18 protein-coding genes are annotated in these 24939 nt (G+C 70.5%); 10 read left to right on the forward strand and 8 right to left on the reverse strand.

Going from position 1 to position 24939, the window contains the following annotated elements:
* The first annotated feature begins 533 nt into the window (after positions 1-533).
* Together mgtA and OG898_RS01575 are read left to right on the forward strand one after the other, a co-directional pair.
* Positions 534-3254, forward strand: a complete 2721-nt coding sequence (gene mgtA, locus OG898_RS01570; protein WP_266954497.1) for a magnesium-translocating P-type ATPase — start codon at positions 534-536, stop codon at positions 3252-3254.
* A 33-nt stretch (positions 3255-3287) separates the two neighbouring features.
* Positions 3288-4019, forward strand: coding sequence for an MgtC/SapB family protein (locus OG898_RS01575; RefSeq protein ID WP_250742059.1), 732 nt, complete (start codon positions 3288-3290; stop codon positions 4017-4019).
* Here the strand turns inward: OG898_RS01575 and OG898_RS01580 are convergent.
* The 5 genes from OG898_RS01580 to OG898_RS01600 all read right to left on the reverse strand — a co-directional run bounded on the left by OG898_RS01580 (position 4012) and on the right by OG898_RS01600 (position 11635).
* A complete protein-coding gene (locus OG898_RS01580; RefSeq protein ID WP_250742060.1) occupies positions 4012-4941 on the reverse strand; it encodes a carbohydrate ABC transporter permease in 930 nt (309 codons plus the stop codon). The two genes, OG898_RS01575 and OG898_RS01580, sit on opposite strands and share 8 nt — an antisense overlap.
* A 12-nt stretch (positions 4942-4953) precedes the next feature.
* Positions 4954-5898 (reverse strand): carbohydrate ABC transporter permease, encoded by a 945-nt coding sequence (locus OG898_RS01585; protein ID WP_250742061.1) that lies wholly within the window; start codon positions 5896-5898, stop codon positions 4954-4956.
* A 43-nt stretch (positions 5899-5941) separates the two neighbouring features.
* Positions 5942-7393 (reverse strand): N-acetylglucosamine/diacetylchitobiose ABC transporter substrate-binding protein, encoded by a 1452-nt coding sequence (gene ngcE, locus OG898_RS01590; RefSeq protein WP_250742062.1) that lies wholly within the window; start codon positions 7391-7393, stop codon positions 5942-5944.
* 305 nt (positions 7394-7698) lie between these two features.
* Positions 7699-10428 (reverse strand): aconitate hydratase AcnA, encoded by a 2730-nt coding sequence (gene acnA, locus OG898_RS01595; protein ID WP_250742063.1) that lies wholly within the window; start codon positions 10426-10428, stop codon positions 7699-7701.
* Positions 10429-10567: 139 nt separating this feature from the next.
* Positions 10568-11635: a LacI family DNA-binding transcriptional regulator gene (locus tag OG898_RS01600; RefSeq protein WP_266954501.1), complete on the reverse strand. Its 1068-nt coding sequence runs from the start codon at positions 11633-11635 to the stop codon at positions 10568-10570.
* 93 nt (positions 11636-11728) lie between these two features.
* Between OG898_RS01600 and OG898_RS01605 the strand changes: the two genes are divergently transcribed.
* Positions 11729-13762, forward strand: a complete 2034-nt coding sequence (locus tag OG898_RS01605) for an amidohydrolase (RefSeq protein WP_266954503.1) — start codon at positions 11729-11731, stop codon at positions 13760-13762.
* 51 nt (positions 13763-13813) lie between these two features.
* Here OG898_RS01605 and OG898_RS01610 read toward each other — a convergent pair whose 3' ends face one another.
* Positions 13814-14683: a haloalkane dehalogenase gene (locus tag OG898_RS01610; RefSeq protein ID WP_250742066.1), complete on the reverse strand. Its 870-nt coding sequence runs from the start codon at positions 14681-14683 to the stop codon at positions 13814-13816.
* A gap of 107 nt (positions 14684-14790) precedes the next feature.
* Here OG898_RS01610 and OG898_RS01615 point away from each other — a divergent pair, with 107 nt between their 5' ends.
* The 4 genes from OG898_RS01615 to OG898_RS01630 all read left to right on the forward strand — a co-directional run bounded on the left by OG898_RS01615 (position 14791) and on the right by OG898_RS01630 (position 18058).
* The gene (locus OG898_RS01615) at positions 14791-15282 is read left to right on the forward strand and encodes a MarR family winged helix-turn-helix transcriptional regulator (RefSeq protein WP_266954506.1); all 492 of its coding nucleotides are present in this window, start codon (positions 14791-14793) and stop codon (positions 15280-15282) included.
* Between the two features lie 78 nt (positions 15283-15360).
* Entirely contained in the window at positions 15361-16890 is a 1530-nt protein-coding gene (locus OG898_RS01620; protein ID WP_250742068.1) for a UDP-N-acetylglucosamine 1-carboxyvinyltransferase, read from the forward strand.
* A gap of 175 nt (positions 16891-17065) precedes the next feature.
* The gene (locus tag OG898_RS01625) at positions 17066-17212 is read left to right on the forward strand and encodes a hypothetical protein (RefSeq protein WP_250742069.1); all 147 of its coding nucleotides are present in this window, start codon (positions 17066-17068) and stop codon (positions 17210-17212) included.
* 159 nt (positions 17213-17371) lie between these two features.
* Positions 17372-18058, forward strand: coding sequence for a hypothetical protein (locus OG898_RS01630; RefSeq protein ID WP_266954508.1), 687 nt, complete (start codon positions 17372-17374; stop codon positions 18056-18058).
* A 35-nt stretch (positions 18059-18093) separates the two neighbouring features.
* Here OG898_RS01630 and OG898_RS01635 read toward each other — a convergent pair whose 3' ends face one another.
* The gene (locus OG898_RS01635) at positions 18094-18744 is read right to left on the reverse strand and encodes an ADP-ribosyltransferase (RefSeq protein WP_266954510.1); all 651 of its coding nucleotides are present in this window, start codon (positions 18742-18744) and stop codon (positions 18094-18096) included.
* A gap of 227 nt (positions 18745-18971) precedes the next feature.
* Here OG898_RS01635 and OG898_RS01640 point away from each other — a divergent pair, with 227 nt between their 5' ends.
* Positions 18972-19589, forward strand: coding sequence for an excalibur calcium-binding domain-containing protein (locus OG898_RS01640; RefSeq protein ID WP_266954512.1), 618 nt, complete (start codon positions 18972-18974; stop codon positions 19587-19589).
* Positions 19590-19705: 116 nt separating this feature from the next.
* Positions 19706-21118: a cytochrome P450 gene (locus OG898_RS01645; RefSeq protein ID WP_266954514.1), complete on the forward strand. Its 1413-nt coding sequence runs from the start codon at positions 19706-19708 to the stop codon at positions 21116-21118.
* 24 nt (positions 21119-21142) lie between these two features.
* Here OG898_RS01645 and OG898_RS01650 read toward each other — a convergent pair whose 3' ends face one another.
* The gene (locus OG898_RS01650; RefSeq protein WP_250742120.1) at positions 21143-22594 is read right to left on the reverse strand and encodes an MFS transporter; all 1452 of its coding nucleotides are present in this window, start codon (positions 22592-22594) and stop codon (positions 21143-21145) included.
* Between the two features lie 222 nt (positions 22595-22816).
* Here OG898_RS01650 and OG898_RS01655 point away from each other — a divergent pair, with 222 nt between their 5' ends.
* A complete protein-coding gene (locus OG898_RS01655; protein ID WP_266954516.1) occupies positions 22817-24916 on the forward strand; it encodes a prolyl oligopeptidase family serine peptidase in 2100 nt (699 codons plus the stop codon).
* The last annotated feature ends 23 nt before the right edge of the window (positions 24917-24939 follow it).

Here is a 24939-nt window from a genome sequence, read left to right on the forward strand (position 1 = left end):
CGTCAGCGGCTGCATGCCCCGGCTGACACGAGACCCCGGCGTCTCTCCAACTTGTGAACCTTAAGTCGAGCCTTTGCGCCTCGCGACGTCAAGAGGCCGCCGCAGTACGAATCGGCCACTACCGGTCATAAGTATGAGAGAAACCTCCATCCTGATCGTGCTACGGTCGCCGTGGCGCTGGTTTTCACGGCCTTCACGGCCGGATCGGGCGCCCTCTGTCATGCAAGCGCTACGCAAGGAGGTGTTCGGGATGAGTCCCGATCGAAGTCCTTGCAGCGCTCTCTTCGGCTGAGCTCCCAGAGCGGCCGTCTCTCTTCGAGTGTGCACGCCCGCGGCCCGTCGCCGCCTCCGTGCGTTTCTGCATTCATCTTCGTAACCCCTTCCGCACGCCCTGACGCTTCCGTCCGGCGCGCGTCATCCATGCCCACCGGCGTGCCTCGTGGCCGTACGTGCCACCGTGCGCCGACCCATGATCACTCCACGTGACCGTGCGGCTCCGCGCTGCCCGGACACCGTGGAGGGAGGTATTCGTCATGACCATGCTCACCCCCCGTACCCCCACGAAGCTCGCACCCCCGGGCCGGGCCCGCCGCGAACGCAAGGCGGCCGAGCTGGAGGCCCGTACCCGGGTCGTCGGCGAGCGGCTCGCCGGGATCAGCGCCCGCCCGGGCGTCCAGGTCCTGCAGGAGGTGGACGCCTCCCGCAACGGCCTCACCCACGCCGAGGCCGCACTGCGCCTGGAGCGCCACGGCTCCAACGTCATCGCCCAGGAACGCGCCCCGCGCTGGTACGTCCAGCTGGCGAAGGCGTACGCGAACCCCTTCATCGCCGTCCTGGTCTTCCTGGCCGCCGTCATGTACTGGCAGGAGCCCGGCGACCCGGGCGTCGTCATCCTCTCGGTGATGGTCGGGATCAGCGGCCTGCTGCGCTTCTGGCAGGAGTACCGCTCGGGCCGGGCGGCCGACGCGCTCAAGCAGCTCGTCACCACCACCTGCGCGGTGCAGCGCCGGGCCGGCAGCGGCTCCGGACCCACCACCTTCGAGATCCCGATGGACCAGGTGGTCCCGGGCGACATGGTCAAGCTGGGCGCCGGCGACCTGATCCCGGCCGACCTGCGGCTCATCACCGCCAAGGACCTGATGGTCGGCCAGGCCGCCCTGTCCGGGGAGTCCCTGCCGGTCACCAAGGCCGACACCCGCGCGGACGACCTCGGCCAGGCCGCGACCGCCGACCCCGTCGAGGCCGACAACCTCTGCCTGATGGGCACGTCGGTGACCTCCGGCACCGCCACCGGACTCGTCGTCGCCACGGGCTCCGACACCTACTTCGGCTCGATGGCCGGCTCCCTGGTCGGCGAGCGCCCGGAGACCAACTTCGACACCGGGGTGCGCAAGGTCAGCTTCCTGCTGATCCGGTTCATGCTGGTGATGGTCCCCGTCGTCTTCATGATCAACGGCTTCACCAAGGGCGACTGGGAGGCCGCCTTCCTCCTCGGCATCGCCGTGGCGGTCGGCCTCACCCCCGAGATGCTGCCGATGGTCGTCTCCGCCAACCTGGCGCGCGGCGCGGTGGCCATGTCCAAGCGCAAGGTCGTCGTCAAGCGGCTCAACGCCATCCAGAACCTGGGCGCGATGGACGTGCTCTGCACGGACAAGACCGGCACCCTCACCGAGGACCGGATCGTCCTGGACCGCTATCTCGACGTGCACGGCGACGAGGACAACGAGGTGCTGGAGTACGGCTACCTCAACGCGCACTTCCAGACGGGCCTGAAGAACCTGATGGACCAGGCGGTCATCGACCGCGTGGGCGAGGCCGAGGAGGTTGTCGTCGATGCTCGCTTCTCGATGGTCGACGAGATCCCCTTCGACTTCGCCCGGCGCCGGATGTCCGTGGTCCTGAACCGCAACAGCATCGTGGGCGGCGCCGGCCGGCCCGAGCACGTCATGATCACCAAGGGTGCCGTCGAGGAAGTCCTCGCCCTGTGCACCCACATGACGGACCGCGGGCAGAAGGTCGAGCTGACCGAACAGCTCCGGTGGCACGTCACCCGCATCGCCGAGGACAACAACCGCCAGGGCCTGCGCGTCCTGGCCGTCGCCACCCGCACGATGGACACGCCGCGCGACACCTACGCGGTGGCCGACGAGGACCGGCTGACCCTGGTCGGCTTCCTCGCCTTCCTCGACCCGCCGAAGGCCGACGCCGCCCGGGCCCTGCAGGGCCTGGCCGACAAGGGCATCGCGGTCAAGGTCGTCACCGGCGACAACGAGCTCGTCGCCGCCCGGGTCTGCGCCGATGTCGGCCTCACGGTCGGCCACGTGGTGGGCGGCACCGAGATCGACGCCCTCGACGACGCGGAACTGCGCGCGCTGGCCGCCCGTACGACGGTCTTCGCCAAGGTCAACCCGGTCCAGAAGGCCCGGATCGTCCGGGCCCTGCAGGCCGACGGCCACACGGTCGGCTTCCTCGGCGACGGCATCAACGACGCGGCCGCCCTGCGCGACGCGGACGTCGGCATCTCGGTGGACACCGCGGTGGACATCGCCAAGGAATCCGCCGACATCATCCTGCTGGAGAAGGACCTGACCGTCCTGGAACAGGGCGTGATCCAGGGCCGGACCACCTTCGGCAACACGATCAAGTACATCAAGATGACGGCCAGTTCCAACTTCGGCAACGTCTTCTCGGTGCTGGTGGCGAGCGCCTTCATCCCGTTCCAGCCGATGCTGGCGATCATGCTGCTGGTGCAGAACCTGGTCTACGACATCGCCCAGCTGGCCACTCCGTGGGACCGCATGGACGAGGAGTACCTGCGCAAGCCCCGCAACTGGGACGCCAAGGGCATCGGCCGCTTCATGCTCTGCATCGGCCCGATCAGCTCGATCTTCGACATCGCGATGTTCGTCATCATGTGGAACGTGTTCGCCGCCAACACCGAGGCGCACGCGGCGCTCTTCCAGTCCGGCTGGTTCATCGAGGGCCTGCTCTCGCAGACGCTGGTCGTCCACATGATCCGTACCCGCAAGATCCCCTTCATCCAGTCGCGGGCGTCCTGGCCGGTGATGGTGATGACCGTCCTCGCGGTGCTGACCGGGCTCTTCCTGCCCTTCTCCCCGCTGGCCGCCTCGCTGGGCTTCGTACCCCTGCCGGCGAGCTACTTCCCGTGGCTGATCGGCGTCCTGCTGGCGTACTGCACGCTCACGCAGCTGCTGAAGACCGTGTACATCCGCAAGTTCGGCACCTGGCTCTAAGAGCCCGCACGAAGGAAAGAAGGGAGAAGGCCGATGATGCCCACCGAATGGGAGATGGCCGGGCACCTGGTCGCTGCGCTCGGATTCGGGGCGGCCATCGGCCTGGAACGGCAGTGGCGGGCCCGGATGGCGGGCCTGCGGACCAACGCCCTGGTGGCGGGCGGGGCCGCGCTGTTCGTCCTGCTCTCGCAGTACGGGTTCATGAGCGAGGTCTCGGAGGTCCAGTACGACGGCTCGCGGGTCGCCGCCCAGATCGTCTCGGGGATCGGCTTCCTGGGCGCCGGCGTGATCATGCGCGACGGGCTGAGCGTCCGGGGCCTGAACACGGCCGCCACCCTGTGGTGTTCGGCGGCCGTGGGCGCTCTCGCGGGCACCGGGATGTTCGTCCTGGCGGCCTGCGGCACGGTGGGCGTGGTGGGGGCGAACCTCCTGCTGCGCCCGCTGGGCCGGCGGATGGACCGCGAGCCGGGGGGCGGGGCCGAGGTGGCCACCGACTTCCACTTCGAGGCCGTGTGCCTGGAGGCGGAGGAGGCCCACATCCGCCACCGGCTGGTCGACGCGCTGGGCCGGCCGGGCTACCAGCTGCGCTCGATCCGCAGCCAGGACGGCCCGGAGGCCGGCCTGGTGACGGTGTCCGCACTGCTGACCGCCGAGGGCGAGGGGGGCCGGATGCTCGAGGAAGCCGTCAGCAACCTCTCTCTCGACCCCTCCGTCTCGGCGGTCAGCTGGTCGGTGGTTCCCGACCCCTCCGCCACCGCTACTTGAGCGTGGCGGACGTCAGACCGGCCTGGATCTGCCGCTGGAAGGACAGGTAGACCACCAGCATCGGGATCATCGCGATGGTCACACCGGCGAACAGCACCGGCAGGTCCGTCTCGTAGCCCATCTGGTACTGCAGCTGGATCAGGCCCTGGGTGAGCATGTAGCGCTCGGGGTCCGATCCGGTCTGCGGCTGCATCAGCACGGAGGGCAGGATGTACTGGTTCCACTGGCCCAGGACATTGAATATCCCGACGCTGATCAGGCCGGGCTTGGCCATCGGCAGCATCACCTGGAAGAAGATCCGGGTGTGGGAGGCCCCGTCGATCACCGCCGCCTCGTGCACGGCCGTCGGCAGCGTCCGGAAGAACGAGTGCATGAAGAAGACGGTGAACGGCATCGAGTACGCCACGTACACCAGGATCAGGCCCTGGTACGAGTTGAGCATGTCCAGCCGCTTCACCATGAAGAACAGCGGGACGAGCGCCAGGAAGACCGGGAACATGGCCCCGCTGACGAAGAAGTAGTAGATCGGCCGGTTGCCCGCGAAGGGGTAGCGGGCCAGGACGTACGCGGCCATCGAGCCGAGCAGCATCGTCAGCGGGACCGAGAACACCATCACGATGAGCGTGTTGGCGAAGTAGTCCCCGATGCCCTTGTCCCAGGCCCGCCCGAAGGCGTCGAAGTGCCAGTTGCTCGGCCAGCTGAGAGCCGAACTGCCGATCTGCACGTCGGTCTTGAAGGAGCCGAGCACCAGCCAGATCAGCGGCAGGACGATCATTATCCCCCACACGGCGAGGAAGCCGTGCGAGAAGACGTTGAGCACCATGCCGTCGGAACCGCTCTTGCTCTTCCCGCGGGGCTGCCCGGTGGCGGCGGAGCGCTTCTCGGCCGCCGCCTCGCCCGGTGCTTTGATCACAGTGGTCATCGTGGTCTCCCGCTAGAACTCGACGTGCTCGCGGCGAGTGGCCCGCAGCGTGATGGCGGAGAGGATCAGGGTCAGGGCGAGCATGACGACCCCCATGGCGCAGGCGTAGCCGGCCTGGCCGAAGTAGAGGAAGTTGCGCATCAGCACCGTCGCCATGACCTCGCTGTGGTGGTCCGGTCCGCCGCCGAACTGGCCCGAGGTCATGGTCGACACGAGGACGAACATGTCCATCGCGGCGATGCCCAGATAGACCGCGGAGGTCTGCACAGAATCCCACAGCAGGGGCAGCGTGACCTTGAAGAAGGTCTGGGCGCGCCCCGCGCCGTCGAGCAGTGCGGCTTCGTAGATGTCCTTGGGGACCGACTGCATGGCCGCCGAGAACAGGACGAGGTAGAAACCGACCCCGTGCCAGACGACGACGAGCAGCAGGCACCAGAGGACGAAGTTGGGCTCGTTGAGCCATTCGATGGGGTGGGCCGGGTCGACCAGGCCCAGTTTGGTGAGGAAACCGTTCAGCAGGCCCCCCTCGTCACTGCGGTACACGGCTCCGAAGAGCACCGCGAGGATGGCGAGGGAGAGCACCTGCGGGAAGAAGTAGATCACCTTGTAGAGGGCGGAGCCCGCCACCCCCTGGACCCCGCCCGCTCCGCTGCGCCCGCCGGCGTTCAGCATGAAGGCGAAGAACAGGGAGATCAGGATGGTGACCGTCGGGACGAACACCAGGAGCAACAGGTTGTGCAGCAGTGCGCCGCCGAAGACCTCGTCCTTCATCAAGGCCGAGTAGTTGTCCAGCCCGACGAAGTCGAAAGTCGGTGACTGACCCGTCCAGTTGGTGAAGGAATAGCCGAACGTCTGAATGTACGGCCAGATGACAAAGGTCAGGTACAGCGCAAGGGGCAGGATGAGGAAGCCGGCGATGAAGCCGCCCCGCCCCTTGCTGTTTGCTACGTGGCTCATGGTGTCCGTCCCTGGTGTTTCCGGATGCCCGGTGGACGCGGTGTCAGCTGCGCTTGTTGTTCTTGGCGTTCGGGTCCTCGGTCGCCTTGTTTACCGCAGCCTGGGCCCGCTTGATCCATTCCTTGGGCTGGATGCGCTTGGCCATCAGCTCATTGGACGCGTTCTCGAGCTCGGTGCCCATCGCGCTGTACCAGTCGGAGTAGCGGTAGTTGAACGTGTTGTCGCCGGCCGACTTGAGGGCGGCGACGGCCGACTGGGTGCCCGAGCGGAGCTTGACCGACGGGTCCACGCCGTCCTTGAGGACGGTGAGGGAGTTGGCCTGCTGGGCGAAGAGGGTCGACCACTCGCGGGACAGCATCGAGCGGAGGAACTCCAGGCCGCCGGCCTTGTTGGCGGCCTTCTCCGGGACGATGAAGGGCTCGCCGGCGCCGGCGCGGATGGCCTCGAACGGCAGCTTGGAGTCGGGCAGCACCGGCATCGGCAGGAACTGCATGTCGAAGTCTTCCGGGGTCTGCTTGAGCTGCTCGTTCTCCAGCCAGGAGCCGGAGGTGATGAAGGCGGCCTTGTACTGGTTCCACTGGGTCTGGGACTCGGTGTGCGTCAGGCCGTTGGTGCCTGGCATCAGCAGGTCCTTCTCGACCAGCTCGTAGACCGCCTCGACGGCCTCCAGCGCGACCGGGTTGTCCGCGAAGGCGTTCGGCTCGAGGTTGTCGATCGCCTTCATGGCATCCAGGCCGCCCTTCTTGGCGATCAGGTCCATGATGGCGACGTTGATGTAGTAGGGGTACTTGCCCTGGTGGGCCAGGCCGCCGATGCCGGCCGCCTTGGCCTTCTGACAGATGTCCATGAACTCGGCCCAGGTCTTCGGCGCGGTCCAGCCCTTCTCCTTGAAGAGCTTGCCCGAGTACCACAGACCCCACACGGTGTAGACGTACTGCAGGGCGACGAACTTGCCGCCGATCATGCCGCCTTCGATGGTCCCGGGCATCAGCGTGTCCCGGACCTTCTTGCTCGGGTCGTCGAGCGACGGGGCGTCGAGCACCACCGTGAGGTCCGCGAGCTGGTTGCCCTTGGCGAGCACGTCCAGCTTGATCTGCTGGGCGCCCGAGTCGTCGACGACGTCCGGCGGGTTGCCGCCGTTGAAGCGCGGCTGCAGCTTGGAGGTGATCTCCTGGGTGGCGAGGTGCGAGGAAGTGGTGCCCCACTTCTTGTCGAACGCCGCCTCCCAGGCCTTGGCGTAGTCGTCGCCGTAGCCGCCCTTGAAGACGACCACGTCGAGCTTGCCGCCCTTGGCGACGCCGAACGGGTTCTCCTTGGTGACGGCCACCTTGGACTCGTTGCCCTTGGTCGTCTCGTCCGAGCCGGAGGCGCAGGCGGACAGGAAGCTCATCGTCGGTACCGCGATGAGGCCGAGTGCCGCGGAGCGCTTGATCAGGTCCCGGCGGCCGAAGCCCTCACCGTTGCTGTGCTCGCCGTGGGCGGAGGTGGATCCCATGCTCAAGTCCTCGCCTTCGTCAGGAGTGTGAAGGAGGAAGGAAAGTGCGACTACTGCCGCCCAGCGGACATCACCGCAGGTCCCCGCCGTCCCCCCGTCCGGTGCCGCTCATTTCGCGGTGACCCGGACGGGCACAGGTATAGTCCACTTCCGCTCCTGTGAGCAAGATCATGTACCGGTATGGGCCCCGGCTTTTCCGAGTTGAGACCTCACCGTCACCTGAGCTGGACCGTCGGAGCCGCCCGCAGAAACGGAAGGGCCGTACCCCCTTAACGGAAGTACGGCCCTTTGGTGCCGATTTGCGCTTAGCCGCGAATGAGGTTGCGGAGCACGTACTGCATGATTCCGCCGTTGCGGTAGTAGTCCGCCTCACCCGGGGTGTCGATGCGGACGACCGCGTCGAACTCCACGCCGGTGTCGGTGCTGACCTTCACCGTGCGGGGGGTGGTGCCGTTGTTCAGCTCCTCCACACCGGTGAAGGAGAAGGTCTCCTCGCCGGTGAGGCCCAGGGAGGCCGCCGTGGCGCCCTCGGGGAACTGCAGGGGCAGGACGCCCATGCCGATCAGGTTGGAGCGGTGGATGCGCTCGTAGGACTCCGCGATGACGGCCTTGACGCCGAGCAGGGCGGTGCCCTTGGCGGCCCAGTCGCGCGAGGAGCCCGAGCCGTACTCCTTGCCCGCCAGGATGACCAGCGGGATGCCGGCGGCCTGGTAGTTCTGCGAGGCGTCGTAGATGAAGGCGACCGGGGCGCCCTCGACGGTGAAGTCGCGGGTGAAGCCGCCCTCGGTGCCCGCCGCGATCTGGTTGCGGAGGCGAATGTTGGCGAACGTACCGCGGATCATGACCTCGTGGTTGCCGCGACGGGAACCGTACGAGTTGAAGTCGCGGCGCTCGACGCCGTGCTCCGTGAGGTACTTGCCGGCCGGGGTGTCGGCCTTGATGGCACCGGCCGGGGAGATGTGGTCGGTGGTGACCGAGTCGCCCAGCTTCGCCAGCACGCGGGCGCCGGCGATGTCGGAGACCGGGGTGGTCTCCATCGTCATGCCCTCGAAGTAAGGGGGCTTGCGCACGTAGGTGGACTGCGGGTCCCACTCGAAGGTGTTGCCCGTCGGGATCGACAGCGCCTGCCACTGGGCGTCGCCCGCGAAGACGTCCTGGTAGGACTTGTTGAACATGTCTTCGCCGATCGCGTTCGCGACGACGTCGTTGACCTCGGCCTCGGTGGGCCAGATGTCCGCGAGGAAGACCGGCTTGCCCTCGGAGTCCGTGGCGATGGCGTCCTTGGTGATGTCCACCTTCATGGAGCCCGCGATGGCGTACGCGACGACCAGCGGCGGGGAGGCCAGGTAGTTCATCTTGACGTCGGGGTTGATGCGGCCCTCGAAGTTGCGGTTGCCCGAGAGGACCGAGGTGACCGCGAGGTCGGCGTCGTTGATCGCCTTGGAGATCTCCTCCTCCAGCGGACCCGAGTTGCCGATGCAGGTGGTGCAGCCGTACCCGACGAGGTTGAAGCCCATCTTGTCGAGGTACGGGGTCAGGCCGGCCTTGTCGAAGTAGTCGGTGACGACCTTCGAGCCCGGGGCCAGGGTGGTCTTGACCCACGGCTTGCGGGTCAGGCCCCTCTCGACGGCCTTCTTCGCCACGAGCGCCGCGGCGACCATGACGTAGGGGTTCGAGGTGTTGGTGCACGAGGTGATCGCGGCGACGGTGACGGCGCCGTGGTCGAGCTCGAAGGAGGTGCCGTCGGACAGGGTCACCGGGGTGAGCTTGGTCGGCACACCGTTGGAGGACGCCGGGGCGTCGGACGCCGGGAAGGACTCCTTGCCGGCCTCCTCGTCGTCGGAGACGTAGTTGCGCACGTCCAGCGCGAACTGCTGCGAGGCGTTCGCGAGGACGATGCGGTCCTGCGGGCGCTTGGGACCGGCGATGGAGGGGACGACCGTGGAGAGGTCGAGCTCCAGCTTCTCGGAGAAGTCCGGCTCGGCGGCCGGGTCCAGCCACAGGCCCTGGGCCTTGGCGTAGGCCTCGACGAGTGCGACCTGCTGGGCGTCGCGACCGGTCAGGCGCAGGTACTTCAGGGTCTCGCCGTCGATCGGGAAGACGGCGGCGGTGGAACCGAACTCCGGCGACATGTTGCCGATGGTGGCGCGGTTCGCGAGGGAGGTGGCGGCGACGCCCTCACCGTAGAACTCGACGAACTTGCCGACGACGCCGTGCTTGCGGAGCATCTCGGTGATGGTCAGCACGAGGTCGGTGGCGGTGGTGCCGGCCGGCAGCTCGCCGGTCAGCTTGAAGCCCACGACGCGCGGGATCAGCATGGAGACCGGCTGGCCGAGCATCGCGGCCTCGGCCTCGATGCCGCCGACGCCCCAGCCCAGTACGCCCAGGCCGTTGACCATCGTGGTGTGCGAGTCGGTGCCGACGAGGGTGTCGGGGTACGCCTGGCCGTTGCGGACCATGACGGTGCGGGCCAGGTGCTCGATGTTGACCTGGTGGACGATGCCGGTGCCCGGGGGGACGACCTTGAAGTCGTCGAAGGCGGTCTGGCCCCAGCGCAGGAACTGGTAGCGCTCCTTGTTGCGGCCGTACTCCAGCTCGACGTTCTGGGCGAACGCGTCGGCCGTACCGAACTTGTCGGCGATGACCGAGTGGTCGATGACCATCTCGGCGGGCGAGAGCGGGTTGATCTTCGCCGGGTCGCCGCCGAGGGCCTTCACGGCCTCGCGCATGGTGGCGAGGTCCACGACGCAGGGGACGCCGGTGAAGTCCTGCATGATCACGCGGGCCGGCGTGAACTGGATCTCCTCGCTGGGCTGGGCCTGCGAGTCCCAGTTTCCGAGCGACCGGATGTGGTCGGCGGTGATGTTCGCGCCGTCCTCGGTACGGAGCAGGTTCTCCAGCAGGACCTTCAGGCTGTAGGGAAGGCGGGCGGAGCCCTCTACCTTGTCCAGCTTGAAGATCTCGTACGACTCGTCGCCCACCTGCAGCGTGCTGCGGGCGTCGAAGCTGTTCGCCGACACGACAGTCTCCTTCATGCATGAATTCGCGCGTATTGCCGCAATCCTGCCGCGAGGCACTCTGGCCTTTCCGCTAAGGTGAGGCTAAGTTAGGTAACCCTTACCAGCGGGGCGGCTGCGGCACGTCCGGGGCAGATATCTCGATGTCGAGATAACTCTAGTACATGCCGGGGGGCCGGGACGAGGCACGCACCCTCAGCCCCGCCGGTACGGTCAGCCGCCCAGTGGATTCCGCATGTCCGGATTCGACGAGCTTGACCAGGGACGAAACCGCCGATTCGGCGATCCGCTCCGGATCGAGGGTGACGGTGGTCACGGAAGGTTCGTTCTCGGCGTACGCCGGATCCTCGCTGGCACAGACCAGCAGCAGGCCCCCGGCGCCGTTCCCCGGGCCGGCGCCGGGGATGCCGATGCCGTGGCGCGCGGCGGCGGCCAGCACCTGCCGGCCCCCGGGGTCGTATACGCAGTACACGGCGTCGGGGCGGTCCGGCCCCGTGAAGGCGTCGTCGAAGGCGTGCCCGGCGTCGTCATGGGGGTCGAAGGGGATCACGAGCGGAGCCCGGCGCCGCTCGGCGCACCAGTGTTCATAGGCTGACGTCACGGCCCCGGTGTAGAACTCCCGGCCGTAGCCCGCCTGCAGTGCGATCCGCCGGGCGCCGGAGGCCGCCAGGTGGTCGAGCACCTCGCGGGTGGTGGCGGTGTGGTCGTTGTCCACCCACACGTCGCCCGGCCGCGGATCGGCCGGCGGTCCGTCGAAGACCACCGGCAGCCCCCGCGCCCGCAGGGCGCGCAGCACCGGGTCGTCGGCCGGGCTGTCGATCAGCAGCATCCCGTCCACCGCCAGGGTGTGCCACAGGGGCTCGGCGCCGCGGTCGGCGGGCAGCGTGGTCAGGGCGTAGCCGTGGGCGTGCGCCGCCGAGGTGGCGGCGATGAGCAGCCGGGCGTAGTAGGCGATCCGCACGAAGTCCCAGGCGAAGCCGGCGTACGTGGTGACGGCGATGCCCAGGCTGCGGTTGCGCGGGCCGCGCCGGGCTCCGTAGCCGAGGGCCCCGGCGACCTCGCGCACCCGGCGGCGGGTGGACTCCCCGACGCGGCCGGTGCCGTTGAGCGCGTGGGAGACGGTCGCGGTGGAGACCTCGGCGGCGCGGGCTATGTCGGCGAGGGTCGGGCCGGGCACCGGCGCGGGCATCGGGACCGCGCCGGAGGGGTGGAGGAGGGCGGGCACGGCGCCATCGTACGGATTTCGTCGCCGGAGGCGGCTTCTGGTTAAGCCGTTAATCACCCAGCGTCCTGGCCACGCCAACGTTTGGGAGTGTGCATGCCGTCTTCTCCTTCCCCCCGGTCCCCGCTGTCCGCCCGGTCCGCGGTTTCCCCGCCGTCCGCGGCTTCCTCGGCGTCCGCGTCGTCCTCGGCTCCCTCGCCGTATGCGGCTCCCTCGGCGTACGCGCTGTCGCGCCGGGGGCTCCTCGCGGCCGCCGGAGCCGCGGGTGCGGCGGGTCTGCTGGGCGCGGGGCCCGCCTCGGCCGCCTCCGCCCCGCCCGCCGGCGGGCGGAACTCGGCCGCGCTGGTGCTGCGCAACGCCGCTGTTTTCACGGGGGTCACCGGGACCGACCGCAGGGGGCCGGTGCGGGCCGTCGCGGTCGGCCGGGACGGGAAGATCCTGGCCACCGGTACCGACGCCGCGCTGCGCCGGTACGTGGGCCGGGACACCGAGGTGGTCGACGCCCGCGGCAACACCGTGATGAGCGGGATCCACGACGGCCACGTCCACCCGCTCGGGGCCGGTGAACGCTCGCTGTCCCCCTCGCTGGAGAGCGCGGAGACCACCCCGGCCGAGCTCCTGGAGATCCTCACCGGCTTCCTCGCCGACACCGGCGGCGCGGGCGCCGAGCCCGACGGCTGGCTGGTGGTGGAGGACTGGAACCCGGTCGGGCTGCTCCCCACGGGCACCGCTCCGCACCACTCGATGCTGGACGCGCTCCCGACCCGGCGGCCGGTCGTCCTGATCGGCGGCGACGGGCACAACCTGTGGGCCAACCAGCGGGCACTGGACATCGCCGGGATCACGGCGGCCACGCCCGACCCGGTCGGCGGCAAGGTGGTCAAGGGCGCGGACGGGAAGCCGACGGGCGTCCTCAAGGACGATGCCCAGGGGCTGGTGCGGCGCCTGATACCCGAGCACACCCGCGCCGAACTCGTCGCGGCGTGCGCCGAGGTGCTGGGGCTGGCCGCCGCGTCCGGGGTGACCACGATGATGGACGCCCTGGTGGGGCGGCACGAACTGGAGCTGTACCAGGCGCTCTCCGCGGCGGGCCGGCTGCCGCAGCGGATCGTCCCCGCGATCCGGCTGGACGCGGACCAGGCCAGGGACCCGGCGGGCTCGCTGGCGTACGCGCGGGGCCTGCGGCGTGAGTTCGAGGAGGTGCGGGGGCTCCGGTTCGGGATGATCAAGGTGTTCCTGGACGGGGTCATCGAGTACCCGGCGCAGACCGCCGCCCTGCTGGAGCCGTACCTCGACGGGAACGGCAGGCCGACCGCGAACCGGGGCGAGCTCTACACCTCGGCGGCGGACTACGGACGGCTCAGCGCCGCCTTCAACCGGGCGGGCTGGCAGATGCACGCCCACGGGCTCGGGGACCGGGCGGTACGTACCGCTCTGGACGGGTACGCGTACGCCCGGCGGGTCACGGGGCAGCGGGACGCCCGCAACGCGGTGGCGCACCTGCAGCTCGTGGACCCCGCGGACCTGCGGCGCTTCGCGCAGCTCGGGGTCGCGGCGTGCATGCAGCTGCAGTGGGCCGCGCGGGACACCTGGACGGTGGAGGCGCTGCTCCCCTACATCGGACCCGAGCGGCACCGGTGGCTGTACCCGGCGCGCAGCCTGGAGAAGGCGGGCGCACGGCTGACGGGCGGTTCGGACTGGCCGGTGGACTCCCTGCAGGTGTGGAACCAGCTCCGGACGGCGATCGACCGGCAGGGCTCGGAAGGGGCCGGCGAGCTGTACCGGGAGAAGGAGGCGCTGAGCCGCGACACCACTCTGCGGATGCACACCTCGGGAACGGCGTGGCAGCTCCGCCAGGAGCAGCTGACCGGCACGGTGGAGCCGGGCAAGGCGGCGGACCTGGTGCTCCTGGACCGGGACGTGACGCGCTGTCCGGTGGCCGACATCAGCGGGACGGGCGTACGGATGACCCTGGTCGGCGGCCGCGTGGTGCACGAGGCGGATTCCGCGGCGGGCCGGGCGGCTTCGGCCCGGCTGGCCCGCGCCGCGGCGGCGGGCGCGCGCCCGGCCTCGTACGCCTCGGTCCACGGTGGCGGCGGCAAGGGCCGGCACCACGCCTGCGGGCACTGACGGGAGCCGGGTTCCGGGGCGGGGGCCGTGCGTGGCCCCCGCCCCGGCCGCTCAGCCCGCAAGGCCGTGGCGTGCGGCCCAGGCCGTGACGGCGGCGGCGATCTCCTCGGGCCGGTCCTCCGGGCAGAGGTGGGCGGCCGCTCCGCAGTACTCGCTCTCCAGCGCGGAGATGTTCTCCTCGCTCCACGCGACCAGCTCGGGGCCGACCATCAGGGCGGGCGAGCCGTCGAAGTGGAGCAGGAGCTTGGGCACCTGCGGGCTGGCGGCCAGCCAGGCGTCGTACTCCTCGACCCGGGCGACCACGTCCGCCGGCTCGCCGCCGATCGGCAGGGAGCGGGCGAACCGGAGCAGGGGGACCCGGCTCTCGGGGGTCGGGTAGGGGGCGGCGTAGACGGAGTGGTCGGCCTCGCTCATGGGGTTCAGCACCGTCTTGCCGATGCTGTCCTCGATGAAGAGGTTCCGCTCCAGGATCATCTCCTCCCCGACCCCCGGGGTACGGATCGCCTCGAACCGGGCGCGGGCGGCGGGCGGGTACTCCTCCCAGGTCATCGGGCGCAGGATCGTTTCCATGAAGGCGAGCCCGCGGACCTGCTCCGGGTGCCGGGCGGCCCGGTCGAAGGCGAGCGCCCCGCCCCAGTCCTGGCCGACGAGGACGACCTCGTCGAGGCCGAGGGCGTCGAACCAGGCGTCGAGGTAGCGGGCGTGGTCGGCGAAGCGGTACTCGCCGCCGGGCTTGCCGGAGCGGCCCATCCCGATGAGGTCGGGGGCGAGGACGCGGACCCGGCCCCCGATCCGGGGCAGTACGCCCCGCCACAGGTGGGAGGAGGTCGGGTTGCCGTGCAGGAAGACGAAGGGGACGCCGTCGGGGGCGCCGAGCTCCTCGTAGTACATCGTCGAGTCGAGTACGTCGATGACGGGCATGGGGAACCATCCGTTTCATTCGGTCGAGGTCGTTGGTGCCACAAACGTTTGTGACACCAACGAAGTTAAACCGTTAGTGCCCCGAACGCAAGGGGTACGATCCCGCCATGACCACGGAAGAGGACCAGGGCACCTCCGCCCTCCCCGCGCGGCTGCGCGAACTGCCCAGCCGACTGCTCTCACAGGCCTCGGCGCACGCCACACGGCTCGTCACCGAAGGACTGAGCGGGGCGGACGCGCGCAAATGGCACTACGCGACCCTGGTCGCCCTGGACGAGTTCGGACCCGCGAGCCAGGCGGCCCTGAGCGGCCGCACCGACATCCACCGCAGCGACCTGGTCGCCGTCATCAACGAACTCGCCGCACGCGAGCTGGTCGAGCGGACCCCCGACCCCGCCGACCGGCGGCGCAACGTCATCACCCTGACGACCGCCGGCCGGCGCCGGCTGCGCAAGCTGGAGCAACTGCTCGCCGCGGCCCAGGAGGAGCTTCTGTCCCCTTTGTCCGCACCGGAGCGCGAGCAGCTCGTCGACCTCCTCGGCCGCCTCGTCGCGCACCACGCACACGGCGGCTCCACCATGGGAGCTGACGACCGGTAAGTCCCTTTTCGTGCCCGTTGACACCCGTCTGCCACGCCCAACGCGGGCAACATCTCATATCTGAGATACGGTGCATCCATGGCAGACGACTACCTCGTACGCATCGGCAAGCTCATCCGTGACGCCCGGCAGCACCGGGGCTGGACACAGAGTCAGCTCGCGGACGCCCTCGGCACCAGCCAGAGCGCTGTGAACCGGATCGAGCGCGGCAACCAGAACATCAGCCTTGAGATGATCGCGCGCATCGGGGAAGCCCTCGACAGCGAAATCGTCTCCCTGGGCTACGCCGGTCCGATGCACCTGCGCGTGGTCGGCGGCCGTCGCCTGTCCGGCGCGATCGACGTCAAGACGAGCAAGAACGCGTGCGTGGCCCTGCTCTGCGCCTCGCTGCTCAACAAGGGCCGTACGGTCCTTCGCCGGGTCGCCCGCATCGAGGAGGTCTACCGCCTCCTCGAAGTCCTGAACTCCATCGGCGTCCGCACCCGCTGGATCAACGACGGCATCGACCTGGAACTCGTACCGCCGGCCCGCCTCGACATGGACGCCATGGACGCGGACGCGGCCCGCCGCACCCGCAGCATCATCATGTTCCTGGGTCCCCTGCTCCACCGGATGGACCACTTCAAGCTGCCCTACGCGGGCGGCTGCGACCTCGGCACCCGCACCATCGAGCCGCACATGATCGCCCTGCGCCGCTTCGGCCTGGACATCACCGCGACCGAGGGCATCTACCACGCCCAGGTCGAGTCCGGCATCTCCCCGGACCGCCCGATCGTGCTGACCGAGCGCGGGGACACCGTCACCGAGAACGCGCTGCTGGCCGCCGCCCGGCACGACGGCACCACCGTCATCCGCAACGCCTCCTCCAACTACATGGTCCAGGACCTGTGCTTCTTCCTGGAGGCGCTCGGCGTCCGGGTGGACGGCGTCGGCACCACGACCCTCACCGTCCACGGCGTCCCGAACATCGACGTGGACGTGGACTACTCCCCCTCCGAGGACCCGGTCGAGGCGATGAGCCTGCTGGCCGCGGCGGTCGTGACGGAATCCGAACTCACCATCCGCCGGGTCCCGATCGAGTTCATGGAGATCGAGCTCGCGGTGCTGGAGGAGATGGGCCTCGACCACGACCGCTCCCCCGAGTACACGGCCGACAACGGCCGCACCCGCCTGGTGGACCTCACCGTCCGCCCGTCGAAGCTCGAAGCGCCGATCGACAAGATCCACCCGATGCCCTTCCCCGGGCTGAACATCGACAACGTCCCCTTCTTCGCCGCCATCGCGGCCGTGGCCCAGGGCCAGACCCTGATCCACGACTGGGTGTACGACAACCGCGCCATCTACCTCACGGACCTCAACCGCCTCGGCGGCCGCCTCCAACTCCTGGACCCCCACCGCGTCCTGGTCGAGGGCCCCACCCGCTGGCGCGCGGCAGAAATGATGTGCCCCCCGGCCCTGCGCCCCGCGGTGGTCGTCCTCCTGGCGATGATGGCGGCCGAGGGCACCTCGGTCCTGCGCAACGTCTACGTCATCAACCGCGGCTACGAGGAACTGGCGGAACGCCTCAACTCGGTGGGCGCCCAGATCGAGATCTTCCGCGACATCTAGGAAGCCGGTCGGGTCGGACCAGGCCCCCGCCTTCGGGCGGGGGCTTCTCCGTGCGCCCCGGCCCGTACGGCCGCCGTACGGGCGGCGAGCACGTCGGGCGAAGGGAAGTGCCCTTCGCCGACCGGCCCTTGGGACGGGTCTCCCTCCCGGTGCCCGCGACGGCTACTCTCCCGTCGTGACTACGGACAACAGCGGGGCGAAGATGCGCGCCTTCGTCGGGAACATCGTCACCTCCGGCCCGGTCCATGACCAGTGGTTCGAGCAGCCCACCCCCGTCACCAGTACCGACCCCCGGCTGCTGATCACCTATTCCAACGCCTGACCCGGGTCCCGACCGGTCGTTGCACTCCGCCGGAATCCGGCAAAGCGTCAGAGGAGTCCCGTGTCCCACCTGCCTCCCTACGGCCACTCCGTGCCGGACCAGCCTCCGCCGCCGGGGCGGTTCGGGTCCCCGCAGAGGACCGTTCTGGGGTGCGGTGGGATGGCGACGGTCTTCCTCGTGCTGTTGCTGATCGTCGCGGCGTGCTCCGAGCGGGCGAAGTCGAAGCCCGTGCCTGCGCCCACCGTCACCGTCACGGTCACCGCCACCACGCAGGCCCCGGCTGCGCTCCTGCCCATGCCCCGGATCGTGGGGTCCACGTACGCGGCCGCGGCGCAGCAGATCGAGATCCTCGGCGGAGGCGCCCTGCAGCGCAGGAGCGTCTACACGGACGTCACCCTCCCCGCCGATACCGGCGCCTGGCTGGTGTGCGTCCAGGGGCCGGCCCCGGGAGAGGGCATCACGAACGGCGGGCAGCGGGTGGCCCTGGCCGCGCCGGATGCGGCATGCCCCGACAGGGAGGGCACCCGGCTCCACCCGGAGCCGCAAGCGACCCCCACTCCGCCGCCGGCCCCGGCCCCGGCCCCCGAGCCGCCGAAGGAGGAGGACGACGACGGCGGTGACCAGGGGTCGGCCTCCGGAGGCAGCAGTACGAGCGGGGGCGGCAGTACGAGCAGTGGTGGCAGTACGAGCAGTGGTGGCGGCCGCACCGGCGGCGGCGGTACGGCCGGCATCCAGTTCGGCCAGCCCTGCTCCCCGGTCGGCGCCAGTGCGACGACCTCGGACGGCCGCCCGGCGAAGTGCTTCATGGGCAAGGACGGCCGCGCGCGCTGGGGATACCGGAGCTAGCCGGACAGCGGGATCGAACGGCTGCTTCAGCCCGGCTAGTTGGCGCGCCAGGGCTCGTAGTGCGGGTTGTCCTCGCAGCGGTCCATGATCTCCACCTTCTTCACCGTGTCCACCGGGCAGACGGCCACGATGAACGAGCGCGCGATGCCGCCCGGGAAGGCCACCTCGACCTGGGAGGCGTACTTGTGGGTGTCGCCGATGGTCTGGTTGACGTCCACTCCGCCCGGGGCGTCGATGTAGTAGTTCCAGCCGCTCTTCCAGGACTTGTACAGGTCGTGGTTGTACGTGGTGGAGACGTACGGGGAGGGCTGGTTGACCAGGACGTAACTCTCGATGTCGTACTGGCCGTTCAGGGTGTCCCTCGGCAGGAAGCCCTCTTCGAAGACCACCGCCGGCGGGCGGCCGTCCGAGCGGTAGAGCTGCTTGCAGTTGATCCGCCAGGACGGGGAGGGCGTGATGCGCTCCACCTCCACGCGTTCGTCGGCGGCGGCGAAGAGGTGGTTCTGGACCCGGGGGCAGGAGTTCGCGGGAGCCGCCGCGTGGAGCGATCCCCGGGCGGAGGAGGAGGCAGGGGCGGAGGCAAGGGCCGGGGCCGAGGCGGACGCGGAGGCCGGGGGCAGCAGGGCGGCGGCGAGGGCGGTCGCGAGCACGGCGGCGCGACGGCGCAGGGCACGGATGGTGATCATGGGCCCCACCCTGGCGTCATCGCGCTGCACTCCGGGGCATCCTCACCCGTTGGTGAGCGTGTCGGATTCCGCCTCGACTGGCTTGAACCCGGGGCGAGTTGATGACGGGTTGATGGGGGAACGATCCTGCGGAAGCGGGGTGAGCCAGGGCCCGGGGGTCCGGGGGCCTGGGTAGGCTCCTGTGCCGAGGCGGTTCGACGCCGCGTGATCTCGGGGGGTTCCATTTCATGTCTGCGCATCGAGGCGGCGCCATGGCCGCCGCCGTGGCAGCCGCCGTCCTGCTCCTCGCCGGGTGCGCAGGAGCGGCCGCCCCGCAGGGCAAGGACTCCGGCGGACCGGGATCCGCGCCCGCCCCGAGCGGGTCCGGGCCCTCGATGCCGGGGCTCATCGGGAAGACGTCCGCCGAAGCCGAGGCCCTCGTGAAACCGGTGCTCCCCAAGCCGGTCGAGGCGCGCAGCGCCTACGATGACGTCCCGCTCGCCGCCGACCACGGCCAGTGGGCGGTCTGCTTCCAGACCCCGGCGGCCGCCACCCCCGTGACGGGCGACGCCTCCGTCGAGATCTCGCTCGTCGCGCCCGGAACCCCGTGCCCGGCCGCCGCCGGCGCCTCCCTGCATCCGCCCAAGGGGTCGAGCCCCGCCAAGACCCCGGTCCCCTCCGCGGACCCGGGTCATCCGAAGCCCAAGCAGCCGAAGTCCGGCCCGACCCCGGCCCCCGGGCCGAAGGATGCCGCTTACCGGAACTGCGCCGAGGCCAGGGCCGCAGGCGCCGCCCCGATCCGGCGCGGCCAGCCCGGCTACGGCAGGCACCTCGACCGCGACGACGACGGCGTCGCCTGCGACTAGGCCGAGGAAGGGGCCCGGGCTACGGCGATATCCGGCCGGATGGTCCGCCGGCCCTCGCACCCGGCGGGCCGCCGCCCCCAGAATCGCCCTGTCGGCACAGTTCTGAGGGCGGAGCCATGGCAGCAGCGCAAGCACCACGGACAGGCAGCAGCGACCGTACGGTCATCCCCCGGCTGGAGGGCTCCCCGCTGCTCGGGTCGCTCGCCGACCTGAAGTCGGACGCCCTCGGTACGTACCAGCGGGCGCGGCACCTGCACGGCGACGTCGTACGGATCACGGCCGGTCCGCCGGGGCTGCGCACCGAGCTGCACTGCGTGTTCTCGGCGGAGGGGGCGCAGCAGGTCCTGGCCACGCAGGCGGCCAATTTCCGCAAGGACAACGCCATATACCAAGAGGTCCGCGACGCCCTCGGCAACGGCCTGCTCACCAGCCAGGACGAGGACTACCTGCGCCAGCGGCGGCTGGTGCAGCCGCTGTTCACCAAGCGCCGGGTGGACGGGTACGCGGACGCCGTCGCGACCGAGACCGCTGCCACCCTCACCGCCTGGGAGGCGGCCCCGGACGGGGTCGTCGACGTCGCGGACGAGATGATGGCCCTGGCCCTGCGCGCCGTCGCCCGGATCCTCTTCGGCACCGACGTGGACGCCGCCGCCGACGTCGTGGACCGGTCCTTTCCGGTCATCACCGCCTACGTGATGCGCCGCGGCTACTCCCCCGTCAACGTCCCCCGCGACTGGCCCACTCCGGGCAACAAGCGGGCGGCCGCGGCGATGGACGAGCTGTACGCGGTGTGCGACGGGATCATCGCCGAGCGCCGCAGCAGCGGCAGCGGCAGCGGCAGCAAGGAAGCCGGAGCCGACGAGGACCTGCTGTCCTTGCTCGCTGCCGCGAGCAGTGTGGACGACGGGGAGTTCGACGCCACCGAGCTGCGCGAACAGGTCCTGATCTTCCTGCTCGCCGGGCACGAGACGACCGCCACCTCGCTGGCCTTCTCCCTGCACCTGCTGGCCCGCCATCCCGAGCTCCAGGAGCGGGCCCGCGCCGAGGTCACCGCGGTGCTGGGAGACCGTACGCCCGGAGCCGCCGACCTCGACCGGCTCCCGTACCTCACCCAGGTGCTCAAGGAGGCCATGCGGCTCTACCCGGCGGCCCCGGTGCTCGGTCGCCGCTCGGTGGCCGCGGCGGAGGTCGACGGGCACACCATCCCGGCCGGCGCCGACGTGATCGTGGCGCCGTGGGTGACCCACCGCCACCCCGGCTACTGGCCGGATCCGGAGCGTTTCGATCCCGACCGGTTCACCCCGGAGGCGGAGGCGGCCCGGCCGCGGTACGCCTGGCTGCCCTTCGGCGGCGGACCGCGCGCCTGCATCGGGCAGCACTTCTCCATGCTGGAGTCGGTGATCGCGCTGGCGATGCTGCTGCGGGCCTACGAGTTCGAGGCGGTGGACACCGAGGTGTCCGTCACCGCCGGGATCACCTTGCGCACCACCGGTCCGGCGCGCTGCCGGATCCGTCGCGCGGGCTCCTGACCCGGCGGCCGGCCGGCCGCCGGGTCAGGCCCCAGCGGCCGGTGTGTGGTTGCCCTGGAGGCGGGCGAGGTCCGAGGGCCGCACCTGGATGACGAAGAGCGCGATCAGCGCCGTGATCAGGGTGAAGACGGCTGCCGCCACGAAGGCGGCGCTGACGCCCGAGGTGAGGACCTGGTCGCTCCAGGGCTTCGGGAACTGCTTGGTCTTGGCGAAGAAGAGCTTCTGTTCGGGTGTGGCGGTGCGCAGGAAGGAGCCCACCTGGTCCTTGGCCTCGTTGCGGCTGGCCGTGCCGAAGACCGTGACCAGGATGGACAGGCCGAGCGAGCCGCCCACCTGCTGCATCGCGTTCAGGAGTCCGGAGGCCGCACCCGATTCCCGGTCGGGGACGTTCGAGAGGGCCATCAGGGTCAGGGACACGAACTGCATGCCCATGCCGGCGCTGAACAGCAGCATCGGGCCCAGGATGCTGCCCAGGTAGGTCGAGTGGATGTCGGTCTGCGTGAGCCAGGCCAGTCCGGCGGCCGAGAGCAGGGAGCCGGTCACCATGAACGGCTTCGGCCCGAACTTCGGCAGCAGCTGCGAGGTCATCCCCGCCGTCACCGCGATCATCGCGCTGACCGGCAGGAAGGCGAGCCCGGCCCGCAGCGGGCTGAAGCCCAGCACGTTCTGCACGAACAGGGTCAGGAAGAAGAACATGCCGAAGATCGCGCAGGCGAAGAAGAGCATGATCGCGTACGTGCCGGCCCGGTTGCGGTCGGCGAACATGTGCAGCGGGGTGATGGGCTGGGGCGAGCGCCGTTCGTTGATGACGAACAGGGTCAGCAGAACCACGGCCGCCGCGAAGGAGCCGAGCGTCAGCCCGTCCAGCCAGCCGTCCTGGGACGCGCGGATGAATCCGTAGACCAGTGCCACCATGCCGATGGTGGAGAGCAGGGCGCCCGCGAGGTCGAAGTGTCCGGGGCGGCGTGCGGATTCGCGGATCACCTTCGGGGTGACCAGCGCGATCAGCAGCGCGATGGGGACGTTGACGAAGAGCACCCAGCGCCAGTTCAGCCACTCCACGAGCACCCCGCCGGCCAGCAGCCCGATCGCGCCGCCGCCGGCCGAGACGCCGGCGAAGACCCCGAAGGCCCGGTTGCGTTCGGGTCCTTCGCGGAAGGTGGTGGTGATCAGTGCGAGGGCGGTCGGGGAGGCGATGGCGCCGCCGACGCCCTGGAGGGCGCGGGCGCCCATCAACTGGCCCGCGTTCTGGGCGAATCCGCCCAGCAGGGAGGCCAGGCCGAAGAGCAGGACGCCGAAGATGAAGACGCGCCGCCGGCCGAGGATGTCGCCGGTGCGGCCGCCGAGGAGCAGCAGTCCGCCGAAGGTGAGGGTGTAGGCGTTGACGACCCAGGACAGGCTCTCGGTGGAGAAGTCGAGTGCGGTCTGGATGTGCGGCAGCGCGATGTTCACGATGGTGATGTCGAGAACGACCATGAGCTGGCAGGAGGCGAGCACGAACAGGGCTAGCCCGTGATGGCCTTCGCTGTCTCGGACCTTGCCGTCGGTCCCGGTGCTGGTACTGCTCGGCGTAGCGTTCGGGTCCACTTTTTCGACGCTAAACCTGTACCCGGGGTGACACCACTCGAACGGCCTAGGCCATGTGGCATATGCAGTGTGATATGTGCCGTGTAGTATTTCACATGACACACTGATTCCATGGATCGCATGGATGACTTCCTCAGGCTCTCCGCGAGCACCGCCCGGTTCACCTACGGCGCCCCGCGCGCCTTCTCCTTCGGCGACGAAGGCCGGCTCCTCTGGTTCCTCCGCTCCACCGGCCCCACCGATCCCTTCGACGGCCTCTGGGTCCTGGACACCGCCACCGGCGCCGAAACCCGGCTCGCCGACCCCCGCGAACTGTCCCCCGAGCCCGCGCCCCTCCCCGTCGTCGAGCGCCGGCTGCGCGAACGCTCGCGGCTCGTCGCCGCCGGGATCGGCTCGTACGCGCTCTCCGCCGACGGGCGCACCGCGGTGTTCGCGCTCTACGGGCGCCTGTACTGCGCCGCGTACGAAGGCGCCCGCGCGGCGGACGCCGGAGCGCCCGCGCAGCCCAAGGAACTCCCCACCGCCGGGCCCGTCTTCGACCCCCGCCCCAGCCCCGACGGCTCGCGCATCGCCTACGTCACCGGCGACGCCCTGCACACCGTCCCCGGCGGCCGGGTCAGCCCCGACGACGGAGCCCGCTGGGGCGTCGCGGAGTTCGCCGCCGCCGAGGAGCTCGACCGGCACCGCGGGCACTGGTGGTCCCCCGACGGCGAGCGCCTGCTGGCCGCCCGCGTCGACGAATCCGCCCTCCAGCGGCGCTGGTTCGCCGACCCGGCGCACCCGGAGCTGCCGGCCGAGGACTTCGCGTACCCCGAGGCGGGCGGCCCCAACGCCGACGTGCGGCTCTGGGTGCTCGGACCGGGCCCGGACACCGCCGTGCGGCTCGACTGGGACACCGAGACCTACCCCTACGTCTCCGACGCGGACTGGGACTCGCCCACCGAGATCCTGCTCACCGTGCACGACCGGCTCCAGCGGAACGTCCTGCTGCTCTCCGCCGACCCGGACACCGGCCGCACCCGGGAGCTGTCGCGCACCACGCACCCCCAGTGGGTGGACCCCATGCTCCCCGGCACCCCGGCGCGCCTGGCCGACGGCCGGATGCTCACCTCGGCCGACACCCCCGGCGGGGCCGCCCGCGCGCTCGCGCTGGACGGCGCGCTCCTCACCGGGGACGGGCTCCAGGTCCGCAAGGTGGCCGGCACCCACGGGAACCGCCTGCTGATCGAGGCCGGGCAGCGCGACCCCTCCGAGCAGCAGGTGCTCCTCCTGGACCCGGACACGGGCGACCTGACCCCGCTCGCGGACGGGACCGGGGTGCATTCCATCCAGGCCGCAGCGGGGGCACTGCTGCTGACCTCCGCCGACGCCGACGGGATCCGGCGCGTCCTGCGGAGCCCCGACGGGCGCGAGTTCGTCCCCGGCGACCTGTCGCAGCCGCTGCCGTACCGGGTGGTCCCGGTGCTGGAGCGGGTCACCGAGCACGCGGTGCCCACCGCCCTGGTCCTGCCGCGCGGGCACGTCCCCGGTACGCGGCTGCCCGTCCTGATGGACAGCTACGGCGGCCCCGGCATGCAGGACGTCAGCGCCGAGCCGCGCCGCTGGCAGCACCGGCAGTGGTGGGCCGACCAGGGCTTCGCCGTGGTCACCGTCGACAACCGCGGCACCGCGTACGTCTCGCCGCGGCACACGCACGCCATGTACCGGGGCTTCTCCGAGGTCACCCTGGAGGACCAGGTCGCCGCCCTGCAGGCGCTCGGGGCGCGCCACGGCGACCTCGACCTGACCCGGGTCGGCGTCCGGGGCTGGTCGTACGGCGGGTACCTGTCCGCGCTCGCGGTGCTGCGCCGCCCGGACGTCTTCCACGCGGCGGCGGCCGGGGCCGCCCCGACCGACTTCCGGCAGTACGACACGGCGTACACCGAGCGGTACCTGGGTCTGCCCCAGGAGCACCCGGAGGTGTACGAGCGGGACAGTCTGCTCGCCGACGCCGCGGGGCTGCGCCGGCCGCTGCTGCTGGTCACGGGGCTGGCCGACGACAACGTCCACCCCTCGCACACCCTGCGGCTCTCGCAGGCCCTGACCGACGCGGGCCGCCCGCACCAGCTCCTCGCACTGCCGGGGGTCACGCACATGACCCCCGGCGGGGTGCGGGAGAAGGTCATGGCGCTGGAGCTGGAGTTCTTCCGCAAGGAGCTCGGCCTGGCCTGAGGCGCCGCCGGAACGAAGGGAGG

Origin of the sequence: Streptomyces sp. NBC_00193, from assembly GCF_026342735.1 — a bacterium.
Taxonomy (GTDB): domain Bacteria; phylum Actinomycetota; class Actinomycetes; order Streptomycetales; family Streptomycetaceae; genus Streptomyces; species Streptomyces stoeckheimensis.

Bases quoted from the DNA above. Each gene is read 5' to 3' on its own strand.
- mgtA (WP_266954497.1), top strand. From the start codon at position 534: ATGACCATGCTCACCCCCCGTACCCCCACGAAGCTCGCACCCCCGGGC.
- OG898_RS01575 (WP_250742059.1), top strand. From the start codon at position 3,288: ATGATGCCCACCGAATGGGAGATGGCCGGGCACCTGGTCGCTGCGCTC.
- OG898_RS01580 (WP_250742060.1), bottom strand. From the start codon at position 4,941: ATGACCACTGTGATCAAAGCACCGGGCGAGGCGGCGGCCGAGAAGCGC.
- OG898_RS01585 (WP_250742061.1), bottom strand. From the start codon at position 5,898: ATGAGCCACGTAGCAAACAGCAAGGGGCGGGGCGGCTTCATCGCCGGC.
- ngcE (WP_250742062.1), bottom strand. From the start codon at position 7,393: ATGGGATCCACCTCCGCCCACGGCGAGCACAGCAACGGTGAGGGCTTC.
- acnA (WP_250742063.1), bottom strand. From the start codon at position 10,428: ATGAAGGAGACTGTCGTGTCGGCGAACAGCTTCGACGCCCGCAGCACG.
- OG898_RS01605 (WP_266954503.1), top strand. From the start codon at position 11,729: ATGCCGTCTTCTCCTTCCCCCCGGTCCCCGCTGTCCGCCCGGTCCGCG.
- OG898_RS01610 (WP_250742066.1), bottom strand. From the start codon at position 14,683: ATGCCCGTCATCGACGTACTCGACTCGACGATGTACTACGAGGAGCTC.
- OG898_RS01615 (WP_266954506.1), top strand. From the start codon at position 14,791: ATGACCACGGAAGAGGACCAGGGCACCTCCGCCCTCCCCGCGCGGCTG.
- OG898_RS01620 (WP_250742068.1), top strand. From the start codon at position 15,361: ATGGCAGACGACTACCTCGTACGCATCGGCAAGCTCATCCGTGACGCC.
- OG898_RS01630 (WP_266954508.1), top strand. From the start codon at position 17,372: ATGGCGACGGTCTTCCTCGTGCTGTTGCTGATCGTCGCGGCGTGCTCC.
- OG898_RS01635 (WP_266954510.1), bottom strand. From the start codon at position 18,744: ATGATCACCATCCGTGCCCTGCGCCGTCGCGCCGCCGTGCTCGCGACC.
- OG898_RS01640 (WP_266954512.1), top strand. From the start codon at position 18,972: ATGTCTGCGCATCGAGGCGGCGCCATGGCCGCCGCCGTGGCAGCCGCC.
- OG898_RS01645 (WP_266954514.1), top strand. From the start codon at position 19,706: ATGGCAGCAGCGCAAGCACCACGGACAGGCAGCAGCGACCGTACGGTC.
- OG898_RS01650 (WP_250742120.1), bottom strand. From the start codon at position 22,594: ATGGTCGTTCTCGACATCACCATCGTGAACATCGCGCTGCCGCACATC.
- OG898_RS01655 (WP_266954516.1), top strand. From the start codon at position 22,817: ATGGATCGCATGGATGACTTCCTCAGGCTCTCCGCGAGCACCGCCCGG.